The organism is Castellaniella sp. S9 (assembly GCF_027257175.1).
Classification (GTDB): domain Bacteria; phylum Pseudomonadota; class Gammaproteobacteria; order Burkholderiales; family Burkholderiaceae_B; genus Castellaniella.
Genome location: NZ_JAPFGD010000005.1, coordinates 296,190 through 320,049, shown reverse-complemented (window position 1 = coordinate 320,049; position 23,860 = coordinate 296,190). Strand labels below are relative to the sequence as shown.

The 23,860-nt window shown below is 59.9% G+C and carries 20 protein-coding genes; 4 read left to right on the top strand and 16 right to left on the bottom strand.

What is annotated here, in order from left to right:
• Positions 1-122: 122 nt before the first annotated feature.
• Positions 123-2,195: an antiviral reverse transcriptase Drt3b gene (gene drt3b / locus OOZ48_RS10575; protein WP_269498082.1), complete on the bottom strand. Its 2,073-nt coding sequence runs from the start codon at positions 2,193-2,195 to the stop codon at positions 123-125.
• On the bottom strand, positions 2,188-3,534 hold the full coding sequence (drt3a, locus tag OOZ48_RS10570) for an antiviral reverse transcriptase Drt3a (RefSeq protein ID WP_269498079.1): 1,347 nt from the start codon (positions 3,532-3,534) through the stop codon (positions 2,188-2,190). Before drt3a ends, drt3b begins: the two co-directional genes overlap by 8 nt.
• A 478-nt stretch (positions 3,535-4,012) precedes the next feature.
• Between drt3a and OOZ48_RS10565 the strand changes: the two genes are divergently transcribed.
• The 3 genes from OOZ48_RS10565 to ssb all read left to right on the top strand — a co-directional run bounded on the left by OOZ48_RS10565 (position 4,013) and on the right by ssb (position 6,490).
• The gene (locus OOZ48_RS10565; RefSeq protein WP_269498076.1) at positions 4,013-4,543 is read left to right on the top strand and encodes a JAB domain-containing protein; all 531 of its coding nucleotides are present in this window, start codon (positions 4,013-4,015) and stop codon (positions 4,541-4,543) included.
• Between the two features lie 601 nt (positions 4,544-5,144).
• Positions 5,145-5,951, top strand: a complete 807-nt coding sequence (locus OOZ48_RS10560; RefSeq protein WP_269498074.1) for a DUF3560 domain-containing protein — start codon at positions 5,145-5,147, stop codon at positions 5,949-5,951.
• Between the two features lie 71 nt (positions 5,952-6,022).
• Positions 6,023-6,490, top strand: coding sequence for a single-stranded DNA-binding protein (ssb, locus tag OOZ48_RS10555; protein ID WP_269498072.1), 468 nt, complete (start codon positions 6,023-6,025; stop codon positions 6,488-6,490).
• Positions 6,491-7,133: 643 nt separating this feature from the next.
• Here ssb and mobF read toward each other — a convergent pair.
• Complete coding sequence (gene mobF, locus OOZ48_RS10550; protein WP_269498070.1) at positions 7,134-10,034, bottom strand: MobF family relaxase; 2,901 nt, start codon at positions 10,032-10,034, stop codon at positions 7,134-7,136.
• A gap of 328 nt (positions 10,035-10,362) precedes the next feature.
• On the opposite strand from mobF, the gene OOZ48_RS10545 reads away from it, so the two are divergent.
• Positions 10,363-12,522, top strand: a complete 2,160-nt coding sequence (locus OOZ48_RS10545; protein WP_269498068.1) for an SEC-C metal-binding domain-containing protein — start codon at positions 10,363-10,365, stop codon at positions 12,520-12,522.
• Between the two features lie 13 nt (positions 12,523-12,535).
• On the opposite strand, the gene OOZ48_RS10540 is transcribed toward OOZ48_RS10545, so the two are convergent.
• The 13 genes from OOZ48_RS10540 to OOZ48_RS10480 form a co-directional block, all read right to left on the bottom strand.
• Positions 12,536-13,732: a hypothetical protein gene (locus OOZ48_RS10540; RefSeq protein ID WP_269498067.1), complete on the bottom strand. Its 1,197-nt coding sequence runs from the start codon at positions 13,730-13,732 to the stop codon at positions 12,536-12,538.
• Positions 13,733-13,871: 139 nt separating this feature from the next.
• Entirely contained in the window at positions 13,872-15,470 is a 1,599-nt protein-coding gene (locus tag OOZ48_RS10535) for a type IV secretion system DNA-binding domain-containing protein (RefSeq protein WP_269498064.1), read from the bottom strand.
• Positions 15,471-15,486: 16 nt separating this feature from the next.
• Positions 15,487-15,933, bottom strand: a complete 447-nt coding sequence (locus tag OOZ48_RS10530) for a hypothetical protein (RefSeq protein WP_269498061.1) — start codon at positions 15,931-15,933, stop codon at positions 15,487-15,489.
• 7 nt (positions 15,934-15,940) lie between these two features.
• The gene (gene stbB, locus OOZ48_RS10525; protein WP_269498059.1) at positions 15,941-16,648 is read right to left on the bottom strand and encodes a StbB family protein; all 708 of its coding nucleotides are present in this window, start codon (positions 16,646-16,648) and stop codon (positions 15,941-15,943) included.
• Between the two features lie 4 nt (positions 16,649-16,652).
• The gene (locus OOZ48_RS10520) at positions 16,653-17,132 is read right to left on the bottom strand and encodes a hypothetical protein (protein ID WP_269498058.1); all 480 of its coding nucleotides are present in this window, start codon (positions 17,130-17,132) and stop codon (positions 16,653-16,655) included.
• A gap of 20 nt (positions 17,133-17,152) precedes the next feature.
• Positions 17,153-17,623, bottom strand: a complete 471-nt coding sequence (locus OOZ48_RS10515; protein WP_269498057.1) for a hypothetical protein — start codon at positions 17,621-17,623, stop codon at positions 17,153-17,155.
• Between the two features lie 431 nt (positions 17,624-18,054).
• Positions 18,055-18,975 carry a TrfA gene (locus OOZ48_RS10510; RefSeq protein WP_269498055.1) on the bottom strand — a complete coding sequence of 307 codons (921 nt, stop codon included), beginning with the start codon at positions 18,973-18,975 and terminating at the stop codon, positions 18,055-18,057.
• Positions 18,976-19,096: 121 nt separating this feature from the next.
• Positions 19,097-20,116, bottom strand: coding sequence for a P-type DNA transfer ATPase VirB11 (gene virB11 / locus OOZ48_RS10505; RefSeq protein ID WP_269498054.1), 1,020 nt, complete (start codon positions 20,114-20,116; stop codon positions 19,097-19,099).
• Positions 20,094-21,197: a type IV secretion system protein VirB10 gene (gene virB10 / locus OOZ48_RS10500; RefSeq protein ID WP_269498052.1), complete on the bottom strand. Its 1,104-nt coding sequence runs from the start codon at positions 21,195-21,197 to the stop codon at positions 20,094-20,096. The genes virB11 and virB10 overlap by 23 nt, the downstream gene beginning before the upstream one ends.
• The gene (locus OOZ48_RS10495) at positions 21,194-22,021 is read right to left on the bottom strand and encodes a TrbG/VirB9 family P-type conjugative transfer protein (protein ID WP_269498050.1); all 828 of its coding nucleotides are present in this window, start codon (positions 22,019-22,021) and stop codon (positions 21,194-21,196) included. The genes virB10 and OOZ48_RS10495 overlap by 4 nt, the downstream gene beginning before the upstream one ends.
• Positions 22,022-22,049: 28 nt before the next feature.
• Positions 22,050-22,736 carry a virB8 family protein gene (locus OOZ48_RS10490; protein ID WP_269498048.1) on the bottom strand — a complete coding sequence of 229 codons (687 nt, stop codon included), beginning with the start codon at positions 22,734-22,736 and terminating at the stop codon, positions 22,050-22,052.
• 3 nt (positions 22,737-22,739) lie between these two features.
• Positions 22,740-22,877 (bottom strand): conjugal transfer protein, encoded by a 138-nt coding sequence (locus OOZ48_RS10485; protein ID WP_269498046.1) that lies wholly within the window; start codon positions 22,875-22,877, stop codon positions 22,740-22,742.
• Between the two features lie 85 nt (positions 22,878-22,962).
• Positions 22,963-23,853 carry a type IV secretion system protein gene (locus OOZ48_RS10480; protein ID WP_269498045.1) on the bottom strand — a complete coding sequence of 297 codons (891 nt, stop codon included), beginning with the start codon at positions 23,851-23,853 and terminating at the stop codon, positions 22,963-22,965.
• Positions 23,854-23,860 lie beyond the last annotated feature (7 nt).

Genomic DNA, 23,860 nt, shown 5'->3' with positions numbered 1-23,860 from the left:
GGAGGACTAGGCGGCCCGCTACTACCGCCTAATTTTACCCACCACCCAATTGATATAGGAGAAGGGAGGGCGCTTGTGTGTGGGCTGCCAACAGCCATTAAGGGTAAAGCGGAGCGCCGACGCTAATATACCTCACGGCTGCGTTTCGCGTCCAGCTCTTTCCCAAGATCAAATTTATTACCCCAAGCAGTAAACCAGTAATCGTTGGAGGACTGCACAGAGGAGAGACCTACTGCATCCAGGCCAAAAATCCGTCCGATACTTTCCTTGGTGGCGACACTAATGTAGGGACAGGCTATCAGATCGAGCATCAGCATCAACGTCTCGGCATCACGGTTGCAATGGGCCCTCATGTGTTCAAATTTGGCTATTATGTGTTTTTCCACGAAGGCCCTCAGCTTGTCATAGCGAACTTTGTCTTTTATATAGGACAGAAGAACCGTAATGGAAAAGTGATTCATGAAGCCAGCTGGACGAAAATAATCATCTGTATTTCCATCTTCTTTTATTAGGAAGTGTCGGAGAAGGACGGAAACAGGTAGCCAATATTCTCGACCTATCTTTGATAGGCAAATGAGGAGATAGAGGCTTTCAATCTCGCGATGTGTGCTCATCGTGTTTTTTTCGAGCAGTTGCATCACGTTGTCGTGAATGTATTTGAACAGCACATGCTTCAATTCGTATGGTAGGCCCTGGGCATGTAGGAAGTCTACTGTGGTCGTAATTATCCGGCACAGGCGGATTGTATGATTAACTTTCGGGCTCGCAGAATACGTGAAAAATGAAAACTCCATGATTGCCAGCAATGCATTAGAGAGACGCTTACGGTCACGATCCGATCTGTCGCTGGCAGCGTAGGCCTTGAGGAGTTTCTCCGTCTTATTTTCGGCTATGGCGAAGGTATAATTCAGTAGATCGCCATAGGTGACACCCGCCTCCTTGATGGCCGATTTGTACCGAATAATTAGACTGCTTGTGTTTATGGGGCATGCCAAGTTTTGCTTCGACGGCATGGAAGGGTCGGCTGGGGGCTCCTCCTCGCATACCGGATTTATTTCGTCATTAAGAAGGGTCGAGATACGCTCTTTGGCGATAGTGATCTCTGTAATGATTGGCTTTTGATAGTGTTTTATTTTTGCAGTATTAATACTTAGTTTTTTCGATTTGAGAATTTCCTGAAGTGTCTCAAATATCTTTAACTGCGTAGCCTCATCGTTGTAAAAAACGAAGAAATCGTCTACATACCGGAAGATTTCATAATCTACCTTGTGGGTTAAGTTTTGTCCTTCAGCTAGTTGCGTGACCAGTTCCGCATCGATCGACTGCAAAATGATCTCAGCGAAAATCCGAGAAAATTCTGGGCCAATGACAATACCGTTAGTCTCGTTATGGTTCAGGTTTTGCATGAGGGCATCGAACCGCCCTCCGAAAGTAACCTTTGAATCCTGCAGGCTGAATTTTGTCTGGTCCTTACCCAGAACAGACCAGGGCAGCGAGTGAGTGTAGATACTATCGAAGCACTTGTTTACGTCTAACTGCATCAATGCATTATATTTTTTCTCACTACAATGATATTTGTACGATTCAAAAAATCGATGAATATTCCGATATTTCTTGTAGACGAAATAAGAGCCAAGCTGTTCGTACTCGCGTTCCTCCTCTTCAACCCCGACAGTGGTGTCCATGCGCTCTTCATGGAGTTTGTCCTTGAAGTAAGCATAGCGCGACACCGATACTGGACGGCGAATCGAAAACTCGCTGATAGATGTGTAATATAGGATCAGTGCGCTGTGTGTTGCGTAGAACCTCGCCACATCAACCTGATTGCGTGGGTGAACGACACTCAGCGTTCGTCCATCAAGATTATGAGCGACACGAAAGTTGAAAGGGATAGTCGCCATCTTGCATTCTTTGATGGGCACGGAGCGGTACGTTTTTTCTTTACCCCACTCGATCACGACTTCGTTCGAAAAAACGGCCTTTGAGTCGATTCCGAATAGTAGTTGCATTGTCAAGTCGAGATTGTTTGTCTCGCAAATCCAGCGCAGCTTCTTATTTTCGATTTCGACATTGTGTTTCCGCAAGAAGCGATAATACCCTCGGTTGGAGAATGTGGGTGGCACCTCGAACGGTAGCATGTCCGTCAGCACGGACCTTTGCTTCCTGTGAGTGAGGGAGACGCGCCGCTTAGCCATATTTCCAAACCCTCACGATCGTCTGCAGTTCTCCTGTACCGAAATTATGGTACCTACGTTGCTCAAAACCTTTCGTAAATCTGAAATCTTTCAGTTGCTTTTGCAGGCTGGGTCGCTTGAGTTCAGAAATGCGTGACTTGAGCCGTTTATCAAGCAGCTTGAAGCTGGACAAGTTGGTTGCAACCGAATTGTTGAAATATATTCCGGTGACTGCGCATGACTTGCTATTAGAAAGGCGAGTGTTTCCTGTCAGAAATTTTATGCGGCCGACTAACTTTCTGAAAGCGCCCCTTGGATTTACTGGCTTCTCCCGCCAGTAGTCCGCAAACGTCGCATTCATCCGTGCCCGATACTTGGCTACCTTCGCTGCGCTTGGGCTGATTTCGAACCTTCCTGCTTCAATGAGAAAACGATAGCCAAGATACTCGAATTTCTTTAGGCTTGTATCGGCCAGCATGAATTCTGAGGTTTTGCCTGCGTTGTGCTTGAGCCCATTGTTTTCAAGGATCTCGATGATCAGGTCTTTGTACGAGCCGGGGTTTCCACCAGCTGGCGGTCGTGCGAATACCGCTACGATGTCATCAACAAATCGGCAATATAGAACCAAACCGGGGATTGCACGGATCGTCTTGTCTACTGGCGTCAGAAACAGCTCTGCCAGGTATGCGCTGATGCCGACACCTCTAGGAATACCGGTCAATGTGCCAGATATCTCGCCGTATGAGACTAGGACCTGCTTGATGTATTTCTTCGACGCAGGGCTTAATACGTGGTCACGATCCAGCTTTTCGACCAAGCGCTTACGGTCAATACTTTCATAGAAGGATGCGATGTCAGTGCGGACCAGTTCAAAAGGGAATTTGCTGCCGAGCATATCGCGGAGCTGACAGACCAAGTCGTGACGATTAGCCTGTTTAACACCATATATACGATGGATGTTACGCTGAAGCTGCTTGATGACAAAGAAGGTCTCAGGCTCCGCATCGATGCAGAATACTGGCTTTCCCTTTGGCCCATTTTTTTGGGAGAGGCTGATCTTGAAGCTCGGCTTGAGGATCCTCTGGCTGAGTTCATCCATCAGGGCATCAATGGCGGACGATTTAGTCGCTTTTAATGCAACTAAATCGTTCTTCAACGCAAGTAACTGCGCCTCGAGATCATCAGCTGTTAGCGTGCCTTTTGCTTTTCGTAGATCACGGATGGCCTGCACCTTGTCACGTATGGCTAGCGTGTGCGGTTCAAGCGTCGGGAAATAACGAGTTGCCAAGTCGGCACCCTTGCGGTTCTCGGTATCGTAGATGCGGCGAAAGTTCTCCGCAGTGAACATCTGATCGGGCATTGCTGGAAATTTATTCTATTTGGCAGTTAGTGGCGTCGCTGCTTCATCGACATAGCGGGGGTGTTGGAAACTTTGTTAACTCGATGTTACTGCAGCATCAGTCAGACCGTCCTCCGTCCGGTAGCAGCGCTCAGCCGCGCGGCCGGTATTCGCAGTCCATCTCCACGGGCGCGGGCAGCCATTGCCCTGATTTCGTCGCCTAAAACGCCGACTGTATCACTGCGCTCCTTTCTGCAAGGGGTGCGCTTCGCCGGGTACTCACCCGGTCCCTTCGTCTCTCTTCGTTCTCCTTCGGGCTGCGGCTTGCGTGCCCGCCCCTTTCCGGTCGTCCCTTCGTGATCCAGCGCGGCAAGGCGACGAACTCACGGCAACGGTGGCACTCCGGGCCAGACGTAGGTCTGCGGACACCGCAAAACCTACGAAAGGCTCGGAATCTTCGGCCCCGGTAGCCGATCAACCCCGAAAGGAGAAAGCACCCATGAACACGAATAGCACCGCCGCGCTGAGCTATGACAACATGAATGACGCACACCCCCTGTATGTGCGCAGCCCCAGCGGGCGCTATCGGCCCGCGACCGATGACCAGATCCTGGCCGCAGGCCGGGTGGCGGCCGAAAGCCTGATTGCCACTGATGATGCCATGTCACAGCCTGGCCGCGTGGCGAAGTTTTTCCAGTCCAAGCTGTCCGGACTGGGGCATGAATGCGCCGCGTTCCTGTATCTGGATTCGCAGCTGAAGCCCATCCGCTACATCGAGCAGGCCACCGGTACGCTGAGCCACGCCAGCATCTACCCGCGCGAGATCGTGAAGACCGCGCTTCGCTTGAATGCCGCCGCGCTGGTCATGGCCCATAACCACCCATCCGGGATTGCAGAACCCAGTCCGGCCGATATCAACATGACGCGGCAACTGAAGCAGGCGCTGGCCCTGATCGATGTGCGGGTCCTGGATCACATCATCGTCGCGGCGACCGATACCACATCACTGGCGGAACGCGGCCAGGTGTAAGGGATCGGGGCAGGGCGGGTGGCCGCCCTGCCATTTTGGCCTGATCGGCATCGTCGGCCCCTGACGGGCGCCTAGGGTCGCCCGTCAGGGGCCGGGGAAAGAGCGCAATTCAAAAGCAACAAAGCCGACCGGGTCATGGGTGCCCCGGTCGGCTTTGTCGTCTGGTGCCTGTGGCAAGGGCCACTGCGGGGACGCGGGCCATGGCCCAGTCAGAGCCCCGAGGGTGCGGGGCTAGGGGCGCTTGCCGCGCGGCTGCCGTGCGGGGTCATCGCCTGGGTCGGGCCGTCATCCCGTCTTCCGTGACTCCCGCCGCCTGAAACGCCGACGTGTACCACTTCCGCTTCTCCCTGCAAGGAGTTCGCTTCGCCAGGTACTCACCCGGTCCCTGCGCCTGCGGCTACGGGCTGCGGCTTGCGTGCCTGCCCCTTTTCGCTCGGCGCTGCGTGGTCCAGATCGGCACGGCGACGGAACTCACGGAAGACGGCGGCAAGACCGGAAAACCAGCGTAGACCCCACACGGAGGATATACGTTCCGGCTCAAGAATCTTCGGATCCGGTCAGCTGAAAAAGCAGTTCAACCCTTATTTTGGAGAATCAGACCATGAACACCTACGAAGCCAAACAGGCAGCCCGCAAGGCCCGCTATGAAGAACGTGCGGGGCAGGCACATGCACAATCGGATGCAGTCGCATCCCAGGCCAGCCGCATGGCCGATGCCATCCCCATGGGCCAGCCCATCCTGCTGGGGCACTATTCCGAAGGCCGCGACCGTCGCTATCGGGAACGAATCAGCCGAGGCTTTGAACAGTCCGTCGAGCTGCAGAAAAAGGCCGAGTACTACGCCAACAAGGCCGCAGCCGTGGGCAAAGGCGGGATTTCCAGCGATGACCCGGCCGCTATCGAGAAACTGCAGGCGAAGCTCGCCAGCCTGCAGGCGATTCAGGAAACCATGAAGGCCATCAATGCCATTTTGCGCCGCCATGCGAAGGCCGGGGCCGATGCGCAAGTGGCCGCCCTGGTTGCATCCGGCCTGACCTACGAAGAACGCGCCCGCGAGTTGGTGACGCCCGACTATGCCGGTCGGACCGGCTTTGCTCCGTATCAGCTGCAGAACAACAACGCCAACATCCACCGCACCACGGCTCGCATCAAGGAACTGGAATACGCGGCCGAGCGCACCGAGACCGAGCAGGCAGGCGACGGCTACATCTACCGCGAGGATTCGCAGGAAAACCGCGCCATGTTCCTGTTTGACGGTAAACCGGCCAAGGACACCCGCGACGTGCTCAAGCGCTGCGGCTTTCGCTGGAGCCCGACGCGCAGCGCCTGGGTACGCCAGCTGACCGGCAACGCCCAATGGGCCGCCAAGGACGTGATCCGCCACCTGGACGCCTTGAACCAGGCTTGACCACCTTATCCGCCCTGGGCCGGATCCCGGCCTGGGGCATCCCCCCAGACTTTCAATATTGGAGAATCACCATGGCATCATTGAACCGCGCGACCCTCATCGGCAACCTGGGCAAGGACCCGGAGATCCGCTATACCCCGGACGGCGCTGCCGTCTGCAACGTGTCGATTGCCACGACCAGCACCTGGCGTGACAAGGCCAGCGGCGAGCGCCGCGAAGAGACCGAATGGCACCGCGCCGTCTTCTACGGCCGCCTTGCTGAGATCGCTGGCGAATACCTGAAGAAGGGCCGCACCGTGTTTGTGGAAGGGCGCCTCAAAACCCGCAAATGGCAGGACAAGGAGAGCGGCACCGACCGCTACAGCACCGAGATCATCGCCGACCAGATGCAGATGCTGGGTGGACGGGATGACGGCCAGACGGGAGAGGCGAAGGCAGCGGCCGCAGGCGGCAGGACGAAGGGACGTAGTGGGCAGACTGCGGCTGCAGCCCCGGCGGCTGGATCCGCTGCACTGGAGGAGTCGGATATTCCGTTTTGAGAGACTGCATGAGCCCGGCTGGGTGATCCCGGCCTGGTCCTGCGTGGCACCTGGCCCGGCTTTGTCCGGGCCTTGTTGCGTTCTGGCTTGGTGGCTTTTGTGGGCTGCTGCTGATGGGCCAGGTGGTGGCCATTCTGGATCCGCTCTGTGCATCCTGTGGCCTGCCTGGTGCTGATGCTTGGCCCCGTTCCCAGGCTTCGCCTGGGGCCCTGTGCTGTGACGCTGCCTGCCCGGTTCCCGGTCAGGCTGGGCCGTTTAGTCCCCAAATTCGCTGCGCTCATTTGTGGCCTTAAACGTCCCACACATGACGCACCCCTGGCGGGGTGGGGAAAGGTTTTGTGGATCAATGACTTGCTGGAAACGGACCAGTTTTGGTGATGTAGGACAGATAGGGCACTGGAATGGCGCAAGCCATTGATCCAGCGGGAAGAACGGCGGCCACGACTGTGGCCGAATGGCGTGTAGACATTCTGGGCAGGACAAGAAATTTCATTTTGGAGACATGCCGGATACACCACAGAGACGAACCGGATACGCGACTGAGCTAGAGCGGCTACAGCTTCAGGACGGGATAAGGATACTTCGGAGGCGATTAGGGGCCATCCTTGGGGCATCCAGCAGGCAGTTTGGGTGCAGAAAGGCGTCAACTGATCTCCATTGAAGGTTCTGCCGCCTGTTCCAGGGCTGCATCGGGCCTCTGCAGGTGCAGGGTAGGGCTTTCGACTTGCGCCGTGGCCAGGTCATGCGCCAGCCCCTTGGTCCCCAGCCGGTCCACCCGCTCGGGCAGCTTGTCGGCATCATCCGTGAACACCGCAACCTCATGCCTCTCGCGTGAGATGCTGACGTAGTAGGTATCCTGGGCCGTGGTGCGGCTAAAGCTTTCCGCGTTGTATAGCACTCGGTCGCAGGTCAGGCCTTGGGCGCTGTGCGCCGTGGTGGTGTAGGCGTAGTCCAGGTGCAGCGGTCGGTCGGTGGGCAGGGTGATGCTTCTGTCGCCAGTTTCGATGGTGACGGTGCTGGCCTCGATGGCGACGACCTTCGCCAGCTGGCCGTTGACCAGGTCATGCTGGGCGTCATTGCGGGTGACGCGTACCTGATCGCCCACGGACAGTTCCGATTCGTTCAGGTGATAGACCGAGAGCTTGCCCATGGTCCGGGGGATGATTTCGATGGGCCCAGGTTTTGATGCGCCAGGGTTCACCGCCTGCACCGTGATGCGATCATGGCGGGGAATACTGGTCACCTGGTACAGTTCGCCGCGCTTCAGGCCGCACTGGTAGTCACGTTCCGGCACGACGATATCGCCCACGGTGTAGTACCGGGCGACACTGCGCTCGGCTCGTGTGGTGTCGTGGCGGGCAAGCAGCTCGCAGCGCTGACCCTTGCCCTCCAGGCCGCGCAGGGCGTGGATGCGGGCATTGATCGCCTGGCGCGAGGCGTTGGTGCCGGTCACGACAATCGTGCTGGCCTGTTGATCGACAGGCAGCCCCACATAAGCCTGGGCGATAGCCTCGTACCGGGCCGAGCTGTCGCGGGTCTTCTGGCCGTGTTCATCGACACTGAACTGATCCGGGATGGTCAGCACCCGATCCAGCAGCGGCAGAGAACGGCTGGCCTGGCCACTGGCGGCCAGCTGCACCGCTTGGCGCAGCCGTTCGGACCGCTGGCGCTGGATGTCGCCCATGAGCACGGTCTTCATGCCGTGTTCCTGCAGCATGGCAAAGGCGCGGCCCGCCTCGATGGCCTTGGTCTGGGCCGTGTCGCCCAGCAGCACCACCTTCGCGCCGGTGGGCTGGATGAGTGCCAGCAGTTTGTCCATCTGGCGCACAGGTACAACCCCGGCCTCGTCGATCACCACCACGGTCTGCGGGCCCAGCTGGCTGGTGAAGGGCCGCTTGTCGCTGGCGGCCAGCACCGAGGCTACGGTATTGGCCGGGACACCGTCCTTGCGGAGGTTCCGCACCATGCCACCGTAGGGGGCAAGCGCTACCAAGCTGTGGCCCTGCTGCTGCAGAATGGCCTGGGTGTTTTGCAGCGCGAAAGACTTGCCGGTCCCGGCCAGGCCCTGGATGCCGGCGATCTGATCGGTGTCGCTGGCGATCAGCATCACGGCTTCGCGCTGGCCTGGGGTCAGGCGCTCATCCAGGCCGGCCTCGGCTGCGGTGCTGGCGATGGGGGCCTGCCAGGCACGGCGGCCGCTGGCTTCAGCCGCCAGGATGCGGGATTCTGCCTCATAGGCCTTGCGTGTGGTGTAGCGCGGGCTTTCCATCAGGAGCCGCCCTTGGGTGATGGCCTGATCAACCAGCTGCAGGGCTGCATCCTGCGAGACCCCGCGCAGGCGCACCGCATCAGCCGCCCAGCCGTCACGGGTCATGGGTGCCGCCTTTGTGTCCTGGGTGCTGCGATAGTGCGGGGCTTCCTGGATCAGTGTCTCTGCCTGTACCCGGGTCTGGATGGCTGACTGGATGGCAGCGATGTCCGTATAACCGCCCGCGTGGCGCACTGCGCTTTGCAGCAAATCGGCCAGCGGCATGACGGATTCGCGCTCGGCCAGGTGCTGGATCGCCCAATCCAGCGATGCTTGGGCCACCAGATCGGAGGTCTTGCTGGTGCCGAGTCGTGGCTGCGCGCTTGCTTGCAGGCCTGCCTGGTCAAACCGCATACCGATGGCGTGGGCAGCTGTCTGCCATTCCTGCTGCAGCTCAGCTCGGCTGTAAGCCTGGGTCTTCTGCTGCCGGTGGGCGAGGGTGATGCCCTGGCGCAAGGCGTGCGAGGCCTGATCGCGGCTGGTACCGCGTGCAGCCAGTTCCGCCGTGATCCCCGCGCTGCGCTTGCTGAAAAATTCAATCTGTTCCCGGCTGATGTGGGCAAGCTCGATGTGGTTCTTCTCGTGGCGCACGGCATAGCCCAGCGCCCGGACATTGCGCTCCAGCGTTGCCTGGTAGATGGAGTCCGTCACCCGCAGCAGCTGAAAGATCTGTTCGTTGGACAAGGCCACCCATTGGCCGTCGGCCCGCTGGGTCAGGTTCATGAGCAGCGCGTGGACGTGCAGATGCGGGTCTGGCGCGGCGTCTTCCGTGGGCCGAGCCGTCTCGTGGCGAAACTTGGCGATGATGAGGTTGCCCGTGTGCTCCACCCGCGACTTGCCGCTCTCTTTCATGCGACCCATGGCCAGGTGCTGCTCGACATAGGTCAGGGCCGTGGCCACGGCGTCATCGTTCGCCTGGATCAGGCGCTCGTCGCCACCGATGAGTGCCTGCAGCGTGATGCTTTTGGGGGCACCGAAGGTCAGATCCAGAGCCGCGCGGGCCTTGGCGTCCTTGCGCACGGATTGACTGGCCGTGATGCCATGGCCAAAATCACCCTGCAGCATGGCTTTGAACCGGGCGGGGTCGATGGCCCCGACCGCGCCCAGGCGCCGGGCACCATCGCCTTGCCAGGTGGCGGCGCTGCCATCGCGGCTGTAGTAGTCGTCGGCCTGGTCGGCATAGTAGTGGGTCGCGAGGGCCGCACGGGCCCGATAGATCTGGCTGTGCGAGATCATGGGGTGCTCCGGGAAGTGAGGGGTGGTAAAAGATCAGCCAGCAGGGGCGAAAGGCGCGCCGGTGCTGGCTGTTGGGCGGAAGGGCAGGGGGATTACACAGGGTTTTCCACAGGAATTGTGGATGGCCTAACGACCCACCGGCGACCATCACAGACCTAAAATTGTCGCCGCTAGGCTACAGATAGGAGTCGCACATAGGCAAGCAGAACGGTACCTCTACGTTATAGATAGACGATACTTGCATCTTGTAGAGAACAAGTTGCGTGCGCCATGATCGGACTGTGCGTGGCAGGTGCGACGCGATTACATAGTTTCCCGGGAGGCATGGGTGGCGAAGATAGTGCGAGCTGAGCAAGAAATTTTTGACGAGTTGGCCAGGCTCTGCACCTCGCCCGGCTACGCGCATGCCATCGCCTATCTCTGTTTCCGTGACAACATGATCCGGTATTCAGGCGAGATGAAGGCCGAGGATATGCAGCACCTCTTTTCGAAGAGTCGGCTGATCCGCACTGAGATATTGACTCTTATCGGGCTTATGCTTAAAAGCCCGATTGACTACACGCTCCCGCCCCCCGGGATCCTTGAAAAGTACATCGAAGCTACGGAAACGCTGCTAGAAGAGATTCACCACGCGATGTCGGCTTCGTTTCGGCAGACCATTGATCCCACCAGGATCACCAAGGCAGGTTTCAATCCTTTCACGAGTGGTGCTGCGCTGCGCGAGCCGATCTTCTATGGCGGTGAGTCCGCGTACAGTTTTCAGTACCGGGACTTTGCGTCCGCAAAGTATGCGAATGATGAATCGTGGCTTATTGCGAACAAAGGCTTCTCGATCCTCGACGCGCGCAACGTCGTCTTTGCTATTTCCCGGTTGCAAGACGAAAAGGCTATCGCTGTCATGCACGCCATGCGTGAAAAGCCTCAAGAGACGTGGACTTTCCTGCCCAGCAATGCATTTTCGGTGCAGGAAATCGCAGACTACGGGTACTTCGACTCGGTAATTGTCGATAAGGTCCTCTCCGCTTTCGCGATCCCACCAGACGAATCTAACGAACGGTTCAGGGCGCTGCACGATTTCAATATCGCCAACGCCAGTCCGCTCATCCGCATGCCGGACGGCAATTTCCTGCTCTTCCATATCTACAGCCTCGTGGAAGCGCTGTATGAAGCGCCGTTTTACTGGATGGGGGATGACAAGACCTATGTCAGCACCGCTATGCGGAATCGCGGTATCTTCACCGAGCAGTTTGCCGTTGAACGCTTGCGGCAGGTATTCGGTGCGGAGAATGTGCTTGCCAACATCGATATTTACGAATCGAAGGATACCAAACTTGCAGAAATCGATGTGTTGGTACTGTTTGGCAATCGCGCCCTGGTCTTGCAGGCGAAATCTAAACGCCTGACGCTTGAGGCACGGAGGGGTAATGATTTACAGATCAAGGACGACTTCAAGAAGAGCATTCAGGATTCCAGTGATCAAGCCTATCGCTGCGCGAAGCTGATCGAGGAAGGCAAGTGCTCCTTCAAAGACGGCTCCGGCAACGTCGTGACGCTACCGGCAAGGCTCAAGCGAATCTATGTGATCTGCTTGGTTTCAGACCACTATCCGGCGTTGAGCTTTCAGGCCCGGCAATTCCTAAAATTCACGGCAACCCACACGATTTCGCCGCCCTTCGTCATGGACGTTTTCGCACTCGACGCGATGACCGAAATGCTCAGCTCGCCGCTGCACTTCTTGAGCTACGTGGATCGCAGGACTGGATACACCGACAAGCTAATGGCGTCGCATGAGCTGACGATCTTGTCCTACCACCTGAAACGAAATCTTTGGGTCGACGATGCGCACACCATGGTTATGCTGGACGACGATATCTCCGCCGACCTTGACCTCGCGATGCTGGTCCGGCGCGAAGGCATCCCCGGCAAGGGTACCCCAGAAGGCATCTTGACGCGGCTCGCCACGACGGCACTGGGGAGCATGGTCAAGGCAATCGAAGCCCGACCTGATCCCGCGACTATAGACCTTGGCTTCACGCTACTGACGCTCGGCGAGGACACTGTGCTTAAGGTCAGCGCTGGTATCGAACAGCTTGCCAAGCAGGGTATCGCTGATGGCAAGAATCATGATTTCACCGTCGGTCTGCGCAGTAGTGGCACCGGCCTTACGATTCACTGCAACGACGACCCGATTGGCGTTGCTGGTCCGGCACTGCAAGGGCACTGCTATGCGAGGAAATACACCGAGCAGGCCCAGACTTGGTTCGGGGTCTGTGTGCGGCCAAGTGATCAGATGCTGCGCTTCGGACTCAATCTGGACTTCCCATGGGAGCAGGACGACACCATGGATGCGCTAACGAAAAACATGGGCAAGCCGACCAACTTGACAGCCTTGCTCCGCCAAGCAGCCAAGGTGCGAACTAAGGTTGGTCGCAATGACCCGTGCCCATGCGGTAGCGGCAAGAAGTACAAGAAGTGCTGCCTTGGCTGACGCCCACCCATGGTCAAGTCGGCCACCGAGTGTTCTTGAAGTAGCCCAGTTCCGCCTGGATCTGATCGATTTTCGTGGTCTCGGCCGGATCCCAGTCCGGTATGTTCAAGTAGAGGATGTCCGAGGAGTGGCCTCGCTTTCCCGCTTGCGGCCTGTCTGTGGCAATGCCAACGACCGTTTTCACTGAACTGCATCGGCCACGGACGACAAGGCACCGCAGCATCAGTTCACGAGCACGCAGTTCTCGGTCTGCCGACTCGCCTGCTGTAAAGACGAATGCGACTTGGCAGTCCGCAACGACCACTCTTGCTGCCACGTGTTTGGTGGTCGGCTGCATGAACTCCAGAAAGGCATCCGCAAGGTTGGCGCGGTGACTGCGGGGTTGCATCGCCATCTCGACCAGCGCGAGCTCGTTTTGAGTGACCTCCCTGCGGAACATGTCAAGCATCCCGTCGGTGAGAAGGTCTTCGACAAAATGCTCGATCAGCCGGTCCCAAGCGTAAGAGGACTCGAGATCTTTGTTCCGTGCAAGGTAGTCAGGATGTTTGATCAGAGCCTCCCAGATGCCTTCTTGGATCAGCGCTAGTGCCGGCTCACCCGTGTTTGGATCGAATAGGCCAAAGTCTTCGCCGTTCTGGACATAGAGCGCAAGCAGGTCCTCTGCGCCAGAGCCAACGAAGATCAGCTTGGCGCCACGTTCGAAGATGCGTTCAGCAGCCAACAAGTAGCGAACGAAGTCTGTGATCGTCGTGAGTTCGCTGAAGAAGGCATGCAAGCTGAACTCATCAAGCAGGTGGACAAATCCATGACCCAAATCGCCCCACTTCAGGGGAACATTCCCTCTGCCGCCTAGGGAGACCGTGATTCGATGGAAGCGGCGGTCAGACTTTGGCGCCAGAACAACCTCTCGGCCATCGCTGCGAACCACCCGATCGGTGACGCGTAGCCAACGCTCGGCCCCCCAGATCTGTTGGACCGACTTGTCGATGGCGGCCTTTTGCCACCGCTCCCAACCCACGGTGTCGCCTGTGTCACGAAACTCAATCTCCTTCACAGAGATGATGATAATGTGGGGGCCGCACACCACCAAGCAGTCACACAGTTCTTTTCCGCCTTTGCCGACTGGGTTCGGGTGCGTCCACAGCCTCATGAAGCTGCGGGAGCTCAGGTCGTTGACCAAGCGTTCAGAAGGTGTGAGACCTACATTCATGAATCTGAGAGACGAGATATCCAAGTGGCAATGGGACCTATGGTGCGGCGACGCTGAAGGCCCGGTCAATTGTCTGGCCGTGCTTAATGCCCAGCCGATAAACAGACAGTTATGATAGACCGTTCATGGCTAATTGCAGTCATTTTCCATCCCGGAATGGCGCAGAGAGCTCGTCAAACTGCTGAATCGGCATTTGCACCCTGGCAACCGGCAAATCCCCCGCCAACGCCACATACCCCTCCAACACCGGCAGCGCCTGAATCTGCGCCGCCGTCACCACGTCTTCCACCGTCCGATCCATATTATCCGACGTGTTCCGATGATCGACACTGCGGCTGACGCTGTATTTTGGCCGCTCGACCTCGTGTTTGCCAAGGCTTTCACTCATGTCCCTAGCTGTCTGCGGGTCGGTGCGGGATCCACCCAGCACGACCAGGTTGCGGAAACTAGCCCGAATGGTGGTGGCCATCGTTCTGCCGTACAGGTGTTCCAGCTGGGATGTGCTCTGCAGGCCAGCCACGATGCGCAGTCCGTTCTTGCGGCCTTTGGTCAGACCCGCTTCCAGTGATGGCAGGGCTTCCAGGCTCGCCAGTTCGTCAATGAAAAGCCACCAACGCCTCCCCGTGCCTTCGGGCATGGACAGAATCGACGTGATGAAGACATCAGCCCAGGAGGACACCAGGGGCCGCATGGAGCTCATCATGTCTTCGCGCCAGTTGATGTACAGGTTGCCGCCGTCCGGCCTGTCCAGCCAGTCCCGGATGGAGAAAGGGCCAGGCTTCATGCTGGTGTGCTCGGACAGCTTGTTGGAGAGCACAAACCGGGCTGACGACAGGGCTTTGCTGGCCTCGCTGGATCCGACAAACAAGGATTCCGCCAGGGTGCCATCCAGGAATTGCTTGAGCACCTTCGGGTCTTCGATGGTGCACAGCCGGAACAGATCCATGATGCTGGCCTCGGTGCCTTGCAGTTGGTGCAGCTTCTTCGCGGTTTCGCGTAGCAGCAGCCGTCCGAAATCGTTCCACTCCTCGGCGTTTTTGTCCTGGCTCATGGGCACCAGGGAGTGCGCCAGGCGCTTCCAGTCGTAGTCGGCACGGACTTCGTTGAAGAAAGACCAGCCTTCGCTTCTCATGTCGTAGGGGTTCAGAATCACGTCGCCGGGTTGCCAGAATTTGCTCAGCAGATCGCCATTGGGGTCGATGACGATCATGCGGTCGTTGCGCATGGGTGGCTGGCCGGGCAGTTGGGACTGACGGTTGCGGGAGCGCGCCAGGACGGACGCCGCCATATTGCGCAGCAGCACCGATTTGCCGGACCCGGTGGCACCGCTGACCAGCAGATGCAGGTTCTCGTTCGCAGTAGGCATAGGGATGCCTGCCACGTCGATTTGTTGCCTGCCGGGTTCTGTGCAGAGCTTTGCCAGGTGTTTGGCGGTCGTCATCCGGGTACCGCGCACGAAACGCTTGTAGGCGGCCCCCTCGAAGCCTTCCGTTTTCGCAGTGCGGCCGATAAAGAGGATCAAGGCCAGGGCCAGCACCAGGCCCACACCCAGCGCCCCGTAGAGTAAGGGGTAGCCAGGGGTGAGTTTCACGAAATGCCAAGCCATCTGGCGATTCCAGTCGCGCCAGGCGATGCCGCTGCCGTAGGTGGCCGCCGTCATCCAGGCCCCGATGGGAAAGAGCGCCAGGGAGAAGGCGGCGATACGCCGCCGGGTGATGGGGGAGATCAGGGTAGACATGGATGCCTTTGTGGAATCAGGGGATCAACCACTGGCCCAGCGCCAGGCCTGCCAGCAGCCCGCCTAGCACACCGGCGGCGCCGCCGATGACCACGGCGATGAGTGCCATGCGCCGGGCGGCGTGGTGCGTGATGTGGGCACACTGGGCTGCCTCCTGGGCCAGGTGATCCAGCCGGGTGCCGGTTGCATCCAACATGGCCTGGATGGCCTGCCGGTGCTGCTCGTGGATGGGCTTGGCGGTGGCTTCCAGGGTGGTCGCCAGATGTCGGGCCAGTTGCTGGGGCAGGACCTGCTGGGTGTCAGCCACGGCCTGAACCTGCTGTTGGGCAGCATCCAGGCTTTGGCTGACGGTTTCGAGCCGATCCACGAGGCTGGCGACCTCGCCCAGCACCTCGTGGTACAGCAGGTCGAGCTTGGTGCGGGCGTGGCCCGGAGCCGGGCCTGGGGTCTGGGTCGCGTCCATGGCGGGATCAGGCAAAAAGCGCCGCAAAGGCTGCATTCATCTGCCGATCCACGGGCTGGGCCAGGGCGCGCAGGGCGTGCCGGTTGGAAAGCTGCGAGATCCGCGCATGGTCGCTGCGGTCGGCCGCCTTCAAGAGCGCCCGGTAATCCGTCTGGTCGGCCAGCACATCGGCGAGCGTCGTGCGCAGGTCGGCCAGTAGCTCGAAGACTTCGTTTTCGTAGATGGCGGCTTTGGGGTTGGCCTGCACTTCGCCGGTCTTCGCGGCATAGGCCAGGATCGAGGGGAATTCATCCTCGACACTGGACTCCACCCGGTTGAACAGGATGCGCACGCGCTCAGGATCCACACCCAGCTCGGCCAGGGCGGCCACGGTCTTGATGGTTTCGCGCTGGGCCTTGCCGGTGTTGATGACGGGCAGCACGAAGCAGCTCATTTCCTCGTGGGCTCCTTCGTAGCGCATCATGTGGTTCAGAAAATCCTCGATGTTGCTGGCCCCCACGTCCACGATGGCATCGTCACGGGTCAGCAGTTCTCGAAAGAGCCTGCCGAAGTGTTCACCGCGCAGCTGATCGACTGCCAGGCCCAGGTCTGCGCCGGTTTCGTTGGTGGACTCCACGGCAAAGATCTGGGCGCCATTCATGCGGGGGGCCAGCAGGTGAGAGGCGACGACGGTCTTGCCGACCGATCCGGTGTAGTTCAGGACTGCGACTTTCATGGGTTCATTCCTTGTCGTGTTGGGTTTCGGTGTCTTGCGATGCCTTGGCCCGGTTGGCCAGGCCTTCGCGGCGCAGGGCATCGAGGTCGATGCGCATGTCGCGGATCTTGCGCAGATCCCCTGGGGTCTGGATGCGGCTGGGTCGCCCCTGGATGGCATCCAGTGGCGGGGTGGGTTTGGCGGCGGGTGTCGTGTTGGGTTCGACTGTAGGCGTGGTGGCCGCCTGGCTTACTTCTTCAGCGGCCAGCCGCCTGGCCTTGCGCCAGCGGCGCAGCGTGGTGATGTAGGTGTTGTGTCGCACTGGCAGGCCTGCAGCGGCCAGATCCTCCATGATGGCGGCGTGTGGCACGCCTGCAGCCACCTGGGGCTCGATGAGCGGATAGAGCGCCCGCAGTTTTGCGGCCTGTCGCAGGCGCGGATCCAGGCTTTCCAGCACGGCTCGATAACGGGCGATGGGATCGGGTTTGAGCGGGTTGTCAGTCATGAAATGCCTTGAGTGAGGATTCAGTGATGCAGGGCCGGTAGTACGGCGGCTTGCTTGCCGTCCAGCCAGGCCAGGCCTGCGGCGTGGGCTTCGTCGTAGGCGCATTGATCATCGGCAAAGCGCACGGACTGGCCACGGGCGGGAAAGTGCCCGCAGCCGACTTCCTGGTTGTGATCGAGCAGGCGCAGCAGGTAGCCTTCGCCGTCGCCTTCGCGCGGCACGATCTCGAACGAGAAGCGCAGCCGGGCCTGGGCCAGCTCCATCTGGAACTGGCGGGCAACCGCCGGGATGCGGGCGGCCCAGTCGCAGCCGATACGATCCAGGGCGTCGGCGATGCTGTAGCCGCGCTCCTGCAGCCAGTCGCTGCGATCCAGCACCAGGGCGGCGGTCAGCGCTTCGCCCAGGCTCAGGGCGCCGATGCCCTCACGGGCGGCCCGATGGGCGATGGCGAGCATCTGGGTGTCGAGATTTGCGTGTGGGTTCTGGGACATGAGAACTCCTTGGCCCTGCGGGTTCAGGGCGGTGATGGGGGGATGGGTGAGGTGTGGCCCGAGCGGGCAGATGTCGATCCCTTGCTGACCGATGCAGCCGCTTGGCGGCTGCGCTGCGCGGCGGGCTGAGATGGACTGGGGATGAGGCGATCAGGTCTGATGGCAGACGGACTTATCCACAGACCGCTTCTGGTAGAGATAAGGTAGAAGAAAGGTAGAGCATGATTTGGACGGCTGAAAACCCGCATGAATGCTGCGTTTCAGCACTTGTGCCCGCCTTCTTATTACGACGAAAACGCCTTCTTATTACGATAAAGCGCCTTGTTATTACGATGCGCCCGCCTTCTTATTACGATGGCTGGAATAGCTTATCCACAGGCTGATTTCGGTTGATTTTTGGTCCTGGTGTCAGGCTCTTGAGCGCCTTGTTATTACGATGCTGACCGGCCGTTATTTCGGACCCAGCTGGCCACTTCCCGGCCTTTTTCCAGTCCGATCTGGGGGCTGGCGATCAAGTTCAGATCTGTCAGTTCTTCCAGTGCCTTGAGCAAGGCGGCACGGAAATTTCTCAGATGTCCGGTGTGATGCGCACGATCCTTCAGCCACTGCAGGCTGTAGCGCTGCTGCGTGTCGGCGGAGGTGGCGATCAGGCGTTGCAGGCTGCGGGCGAGATTGCCGCGCAGTTTCTGGCGCGTCTCCCAGTCAATCAGGGCATATTCCCGGTTGCCGAAGATCTGCGCCCAGCGTGGGTCGATCACCAGGGTGTAGACGCCATCTGCGTAGTCAAAGCCGCCCATCATGGGCAGTACCCGGCAGGCCGGATGCATGCCAAAGCTGTATTTGGCTGAGCCATCTGGCCGCCTGGCTTCGATGCACAGGGTAAAACGGGCTAGATCCTTCATGCCTTCATGCAGCCACTGGTAGCTGGCCCCACTGGTATTGCGCCCGATCCCGCGCAGAAAATCCGCGCGGTTTACGATGGGCCGCTGACCTGCGGGGCTGGTGGCTTGCAGGTACATAGCGTGCATCCAGATATCGGCATGGTCTTCGGATAACTGCTCGCCGCTGCCCGTAATCTGGATGTTGCGGGCGGACAGAAAGACGGTTTCCTTGTGCATGATGCTGGCCCCGCGCCGGATGGGTGCAAAGATGCCAGAGCGGGCGATATGGTTGGGAATGGCACGGGAGGTTTCGGAAATACCGGGCACGATGAAGGGCCGGATATCGAGCCCTGCGGTGGGTGACTGGGTTTTGGCCTCTGCGGCCTTACGGTGGGCAAAGCGCATGGCGTCTTCCAGGCGCTTGGCTGCGGCAGCTGGGGATCGGGTTAGGCGGCTGGTGTGGGTCAGCATGAAAAAGCTCCAGACAGGCCCGGATAAGGCCTGCCTGGTCGTGTGCAGTGCCTCACACGGGTACAGGGGGGATAGGGCCAGCAGACGGGGCTGCAGGCCGTGGATGAATGAGAGGGGTGCCTTACCCAGGCCCAAGCCGTCGCGGCTCGAACCACAGTTCCTTCAACCGGAACCGCTCGAAATACAGCACGATGTCCACGGTCTGGCGCAGGAAGGCCTGGATGGTGGCCAGGTCCAAGTTTCCACCCGTGGGCGACTGTTTGATGAGCACGGCCAGTCGGTCGAAGGTATCGGCTGCACCGTTGGCGTGGGTGGTCGTGACCGACCCTGGATGGCCAGTGTTCAAGGCGGCCAGGTAGTCCCAGGTCTCGGGCCCACGCAGTTCAGCCAGAAAGATCCGGTCCGGGGATAGGCGCATGCAGGCGGCCAGGCTGTCGGTGGCCGACACACGGCCTCGCGTGCCGCCATACATGAGATGGATGCAGTTGCGGTGGCGTGGGAGGATGAGTTCATGCACGTCCTCGATGGTGATAAGGCGTTCGTGGATGGGCACCCGGTCAATAAGCGACCGGGCGAAGGTTGTCTTGCCAGATCCCGTGGCACCGGCAACGACCAGGTTCTTGCGCGCCTGAATGGCCGCGTTCAGGAAGGCGGGGATGTCGCCTGCTGATTTGAGCGCCATCAGTTCTCGGTCGATGTCAGACAAACCGCCTGCACTGCATGCGGCTGCTGTGTCCGTCACCGATTCAAAAGCCCCCTGGGCCTGCAGTTCATCCAGCGTGAAGGCCGCCTGGGTGTGCTTGCGGATGTTGATGGCCATCGTCCCATCCAGGCAGGCCGGGGGCTGCACGATCTGACCGCGTTCGCCGCCCGGCAGCAGCACCGACAGAATTGGTGCTTTGGCCATGTGGTTGTAGGCCGCCAGGGCCGTGGCCAGGGCTTCCAGGTGCGGGTAGGTCAGCATCTCGCACTCGTGCAGCAGCCAGGTCCCACGGATGCGGGTGTAGAGCTCACCTGCCCGCACGATGGCGATCTCGGTGACTGCGGGATCGGCCAGGTGGGGGGCGAGCGGCCGCAAAAAGGTCTTGACCGCAATCGCCCGGTCAAAGGGCAGCGGCTCAGGGGATGGGTTCAAGGTCATAGACTTGGCTGAAGTCCAGGTCACGCGCGACCATGATGCCGATGCGTGTGCCCTGGTTCTTGTAGAGGGTGGGAGGGATGTCGAGCGACTTTTCCAGGATCTTGGCCACAACTTCCTGGCCGCCTTCTCGGGTGTTATCGAACCGGATGTTGTTGCTGCCGGACTGCCCCTGATTGGCCGCCCAGCTGCCGAAGTCACCGACCAGTGAGAGCAGGATGGCATTGCCAAAGCGCTGCCAGAAATGATTGTCGATATGGCCATCCAGGCCAGCTTCGCCCAAGGGTCCCGTACCCGGTGACCCGAGGTTCACGATGACGCCTGCTGGAGTTTCCAGCCGGTTCCAGGTGACAAAGGCGCGGGCTTGGCCCTGCACGATACCGCCGGACTGATAGCCCGTGAACTTGGTTCCGGCGTCGATCAGCTTCACTTTGCCGTTGGTGCTCATCACGTCGTGGGTCGCCAGGCAGGTCAACAGCCCCGCCTGGGTGCTGACCAGCTTGGTTTGCAGCGTGCAGTCGATCATGGTGCCCTGGGTGAGCAGGAAATTGCGGTCACCCAGTTGGCCCGCGACAGACGGGGCGAGCTCCAGGGGCCGTAGCTTGTCGGCAAGCGGTCCGGCGTCGGCCAGCGGCCCGCTGGGCCCCGTGGCGTGGCTGACTGCAGCGCCGCCGTCGGCGGCACCAGCATTCAGGGGGCTCGTGAGCCTGCGCTGGGCGACTTCATCCACGGGAGGCGGTGCGGCAGGCATGGGAGGCGGCACATAATAAGAACGGTTCGGCTCCGCGGCTGGTGCCGGAGTCTCGGGCTTGGGCGTTGGGGCCGGGCGTTCGACCTTGGGGGCTGTCAGGCGGTTGGTGATGCCGCTTTGGTCAGCTTCCAGGCCCGTGGCGCTGGTCTTCTCCGTATCGCGGCTCCAGGCCTTGAACAGCACGCCTGCGGCAACTGCAAAGGCCACGAGGAGGGTGAGCCACAGAAAGGCCCGGGCACCGCGCGGGGCACTGCGGCCGGTGTCGCTCAGGTCCAGGGGTTCGCGCTCCAGCGGCTCGCGCTCTAGCTTCGGGTGGGGTTGTTCATCGTTCATGGGATATTCCTTGCTGGGGCTTGCTTCACCCGGCGCTGCACGGCAGGCGATGTCGTCCCGGTATGCGCCGGTGGTGGCGTTGCGCCGTAGGTCTCGTTGTGGATGGCCAGCACCAGATCGCCCAGGCGCAGATGCCACAGGGCCGAAGTGCGATGCAGCACCATGGTGCGGTCGTCTGCCATGTGGAAATTGGTGATGACTTCCTGACCGTCGGGTGTCACTCGATAGACCGCCGGGATGTCTGCGCCAGGGGCAAACTGCAGCCAGGTCTGGCGGCCATCGTCCCAGGCGTGGACCGGGGCAATGGCGGTGTCGCCACTTCGCGTGTAGGCAAGCCAGTTCACGCGGGTGGGGGTTGCCTGCAGGGATCGCTCGATGGCGGCTTGCTGGGCGACCTGGTCGCGTTTGCGGGCTTCTGCGTCCGGGTAACGGATGACCAACTTGTAGAGGGCCGGGGCGCTGCGGCTGTCGCTGTAGGACAGCCGAAAGCTGTAATCGCGCTGGTCGGTCACCACGATCAAGTTGGTGTTCGCGTCCTCGGCCGTGGGCTTGAAGAACAGATGATTGTCTTTGTAGGTGAAGGCATAGGCCTGGCTGTCACCGAAGACGTGATAGACGTAGCGCTCTTCTGGGGCCAGCACGATGTGGGTGGCCACACCGATTACGGCATCCAGCTGGATCACGTCGGCCGCGTTGTAGTTCACGGTGCGCACGCGATGATCCAGGCGCGAGGCTCTGGGGGTTTCCAGGGCCAAGGCGGGCCCTGCAATCGCCAGGCTCAGCATCACGGCCAGTGCCTGACGGCTGGGGAGGTGGTCAAACATGGGATTTCCTTCTGATGCGGGGGCTGCTTTACCGGGACAGGTCGGCCGCCAGGTCATAGCTCGTCACCTGAAAGCCCAGCGGATTGCGCCGGGCCACGGCTTCGGTGAGCGGCACATCGACGTACTGGTAGGCCATGGTGGCGATGAGATGCCGCACCTTGGTGGTCTCGCCCGTGGTCACGTCGCGTTCGGTCTTGGAAAAGCGCACGATGGCGGCCTGGTTGGCCCCCAGGGTGATGGAGTGCACCTGCACGTCTACCATGCCCTGGGTGCCCAAGCGGGTGGTAACGGCCTCCGGGCCTTCAAAGCGTTTGCCGTAGGCCGTCTGAATGGGTGGAGACGACAGCAGGGCGCAGGTATCGAATTGCTCCTGGATGGTCTGCCAGCTGTAGCCTTCGCAGTTCAGCACATAGCTGTTCAGGAAATACTTGGCGATGCGCTGGCCGTAGTCTTCCAGCGGCTGGCCCAGACGGCTGACATGCTCGATGCTGCCCGTGGCATCGTCCACGCGCACCACATACATTTCCGGCGGCTGCTTCAACGGCGTGAGGCCCAGCACTGCGCCCACGGCTACCAGGGCCAGGATGCCAGCACCGGCCGCCACCTGCCAGGCCCGTTTGCGGCTGGCGATGAGTTCGCCCAGATGGTCGCGTTCCAGGCCTCGGGAGCGCTCCAGGTAGGCGGCGATGTCTTCGGATTTGATGGATTCGGCCATGGCTCAGACTCCGTCAAACGAGGGCGGCGTGGCGTTCACCGGCACGCGGGGAGAATCGGCGGGCTGCGGCGGCTGGGGCGCGTGAAAGGCGCAGCCAGCCAGCAGCCCTGTGAATGCCAGGGCGGCGATGAGGGATTTCATGGGTCAAAGGCTCCTGGCCTGCCGGGTGCGGCGGGCGGATCAGAGATGGGGGGGAAGACCGAGCCGTCGGCTGGCCCGGAGGGGATTACTTGGCGCGGGGGCGCAACATGCTGCGCAGGCGCAGCACCGAGAAGGCCCCATGGGCGGCTGCGCCGATGCCCAGACGGGCACCGAAGCCGTTGGATAGGCCAGCAGCCAAGCCGGGCAGCATGATCATGATGACCAGGCTGGCGATGCCGACCAGCATCTGAGCCCCAAAGAGCGACAAGATGTCTTGATCACCGGCATTGATCTGGCTTGCAATCATGCGGATGAGCTGGATATTCATTTGAAGCATCAGGCCAAAGATGAGGCCGGCCAGTAAGGCCAGGAACACGAAATTCAAGGCCTGAGACACCCAGCTGTTGAAAAGCGGCTTGGTGGGTTCAAACAGGGTGGCCGCAATGAAGATGGGCCCGGCGGCTACGACGAGCGCCATGCCCACCTTGCAGACCACAATGATGACCATCACGATGCTGCCCAGGACTGCGGCGTTGATGCGTACCAGAGTGGCCAGGATGCTGACAAGAATCTTCCATGTGGAAGGAAGAAATCCCAGCACAGCTCCATCTTCATCGGCACCCAGCATGATGTTCGAGGTCTTGCTGCTTTCGTTCTGGAGTTTGTCTACTTCCTGGGCCACATTGTCTGTGCCCATCGCGAGCTCAGTCACGTCGTCTGGCAGGGCGATCATGACTTTGGCAATGTCGTTCTGGTACAGCCCACCAGCGCCGAAGAACAGGGAAATGATGACCACCAGGATAGCCTTGCGAAAGAACTCCGTGACGGTCATACCGCCCTGTCCGTGCATCAGGGCAAAGGCGTAGATCACGAACTGCAGGGTGAGCCCCACGACAATGACCGGCATCAGGGCCTCGAATAAAGCTTGCATGGGACTGTTGACCGCATCACTCAGGACATTCTCGGTCTGGGTCATGACCCAT

What these genes read in the sequence shown, in the direction of transcription:
- drt3b (WP_269498082.1), bottom strand. Translation starts at nt 2,195, where the DNA reads ATGGCTAAGCGGCGCGTCTCCCTCACTCACAGGAAGCAAAGGTCCGTG.
- drt3a (WP_269498079.1), bottom strand. Translation starts at nt 3,534, where the DNA reads ATGCCCGATCAGATGTTCACTGCGGAGAACTTTCGCCGCATCTACGAT.
- OOZ48_RS10565 (WP_269498076.1), top strand. Translation starts at nt 4,013, where the DNA reads ATGAACACGAATAGCACCGCCGCGCTGAGCTATGACAACATGAATGAC.
- OOZ48_RS10560 (WP_269498074.1), top strand. Translation starts at nt 5,145, where the DNA reads ATGAACACCTACGAAGCCAAACAGGCAGCCCGCAAGGCCCGCTATGAA.
- ssb (WP_269498072.1), top strand. Translation starts at nt 6,023, where the DNA reads ATGGCATCATTGAACCGCGCGACCCTCATCGGCAACCTGGGCAAGGAC.
- mobF (WP_269498070.1), bottom strand. Translation starts at nt 10,034, where the DNA reads ATGATCTCGCACAGCCAGATCTATCGGGCCCGTGCGGCCCTCGCGACC.
- OOZ48_RS10540 (WP_269498067.1), bottom strand. Translation starts at nt 13,732, where the DNA reads ATGAATGTAGGTCTCACACCTTCTGAACGCTTGGTCAACGACCTGAGC.
- OOZ48_RS10535 (WP_269498064.1), bottom strand. Translation starts at nt 15,470, where the DNA reads ATGTCTACCCTGATCTCCCCCATCACCCGGCGGCGTATCGCCGCCTTC.
- OOZ48_RS10530 (WP_269498061.1), bottom strand. Translation starts at nt 15,933, where the DNA reads ATGGACGCGACCCAGACCCCAGGCCCGGCTCCGGGCCACGCCCGCACC.
- stbB (WP_269498059.1), bottom strand. Translation starts at nt 16,648, where the DNA reads ATGAAAGTCGCAGTCCTGAACTACACCGGATCGGTCGGCAAGACCGTC.
- OOZ48_RS10520 (WP_269498058.1), bottom strand. Translation starts at nt 17,132, where the DNA reads ATGACTGACAACCCGCTCAAACCCGATCCCATCGCCCGTTATCGAGCC.
- OOZ48_RS10515 (WP_269498057.1), bottom strand. Translation starts at nt 17,623, where the DNA reads ATGTCCCAGAACCCACACGCAAATCTCGACACCCAGATGCTCGCCATC.
- OOZ48_RS10510 (WP_269498055.1), bottom strand. Translation starts at nt 18,975, where the DNA reads ATGCTGACCCACACCAGCCGCCTAACCCGATCCCCAGCTGCCGCAGCC.
- virB11 (WP_269498054.1), bottom strand. Translation starts at nt 20,116, where the DNA reads ATGACCTTGAACCCATCCCCTGAGCCGCTGCCCTTTGACCGGGCGATT.
- virB10 (WP_269498052.1), bottom strand. Translation starts at nt 21,197, where the DNA reads ATGAACGATGAACAACCCCACCCGAAGCTAGAGCGCGAGCCGCTGGAG.
- OOZ48_RS10495 (WP_269498050.1), bottom strand. Translation starts at nt 22,021, where the DNA reads ATGTTTGACCACCTCCCCAGCCGTCAGGCACTGGCCGTGATGCTGAGC.
- OOZ48_RS10490 (WP_269498048.1), bottom strand. Translation starts at nt 22,736, where the DNA reads ATGGCCGAATCCATCAAATCCGAAGACATCGCCGCCTACCTGGAGCGC.
- OOZ48_RS10485 (WP_269498046.1), bottom strand. Translation starts at nt 22,877, where the DNA reads ATGAAATCCCTCATCGCCGCCCTGGCATTCACAGGGCTGCTGGCTGGC.
- OOZ48_RS10480 (WP_269498045.1), bottom strand. Translation starts at nt 23,853, where the DNA reads ATGACCCAGACCGAGAATGTCCTGAGTGATGCGGTCAACAGTCCCATG.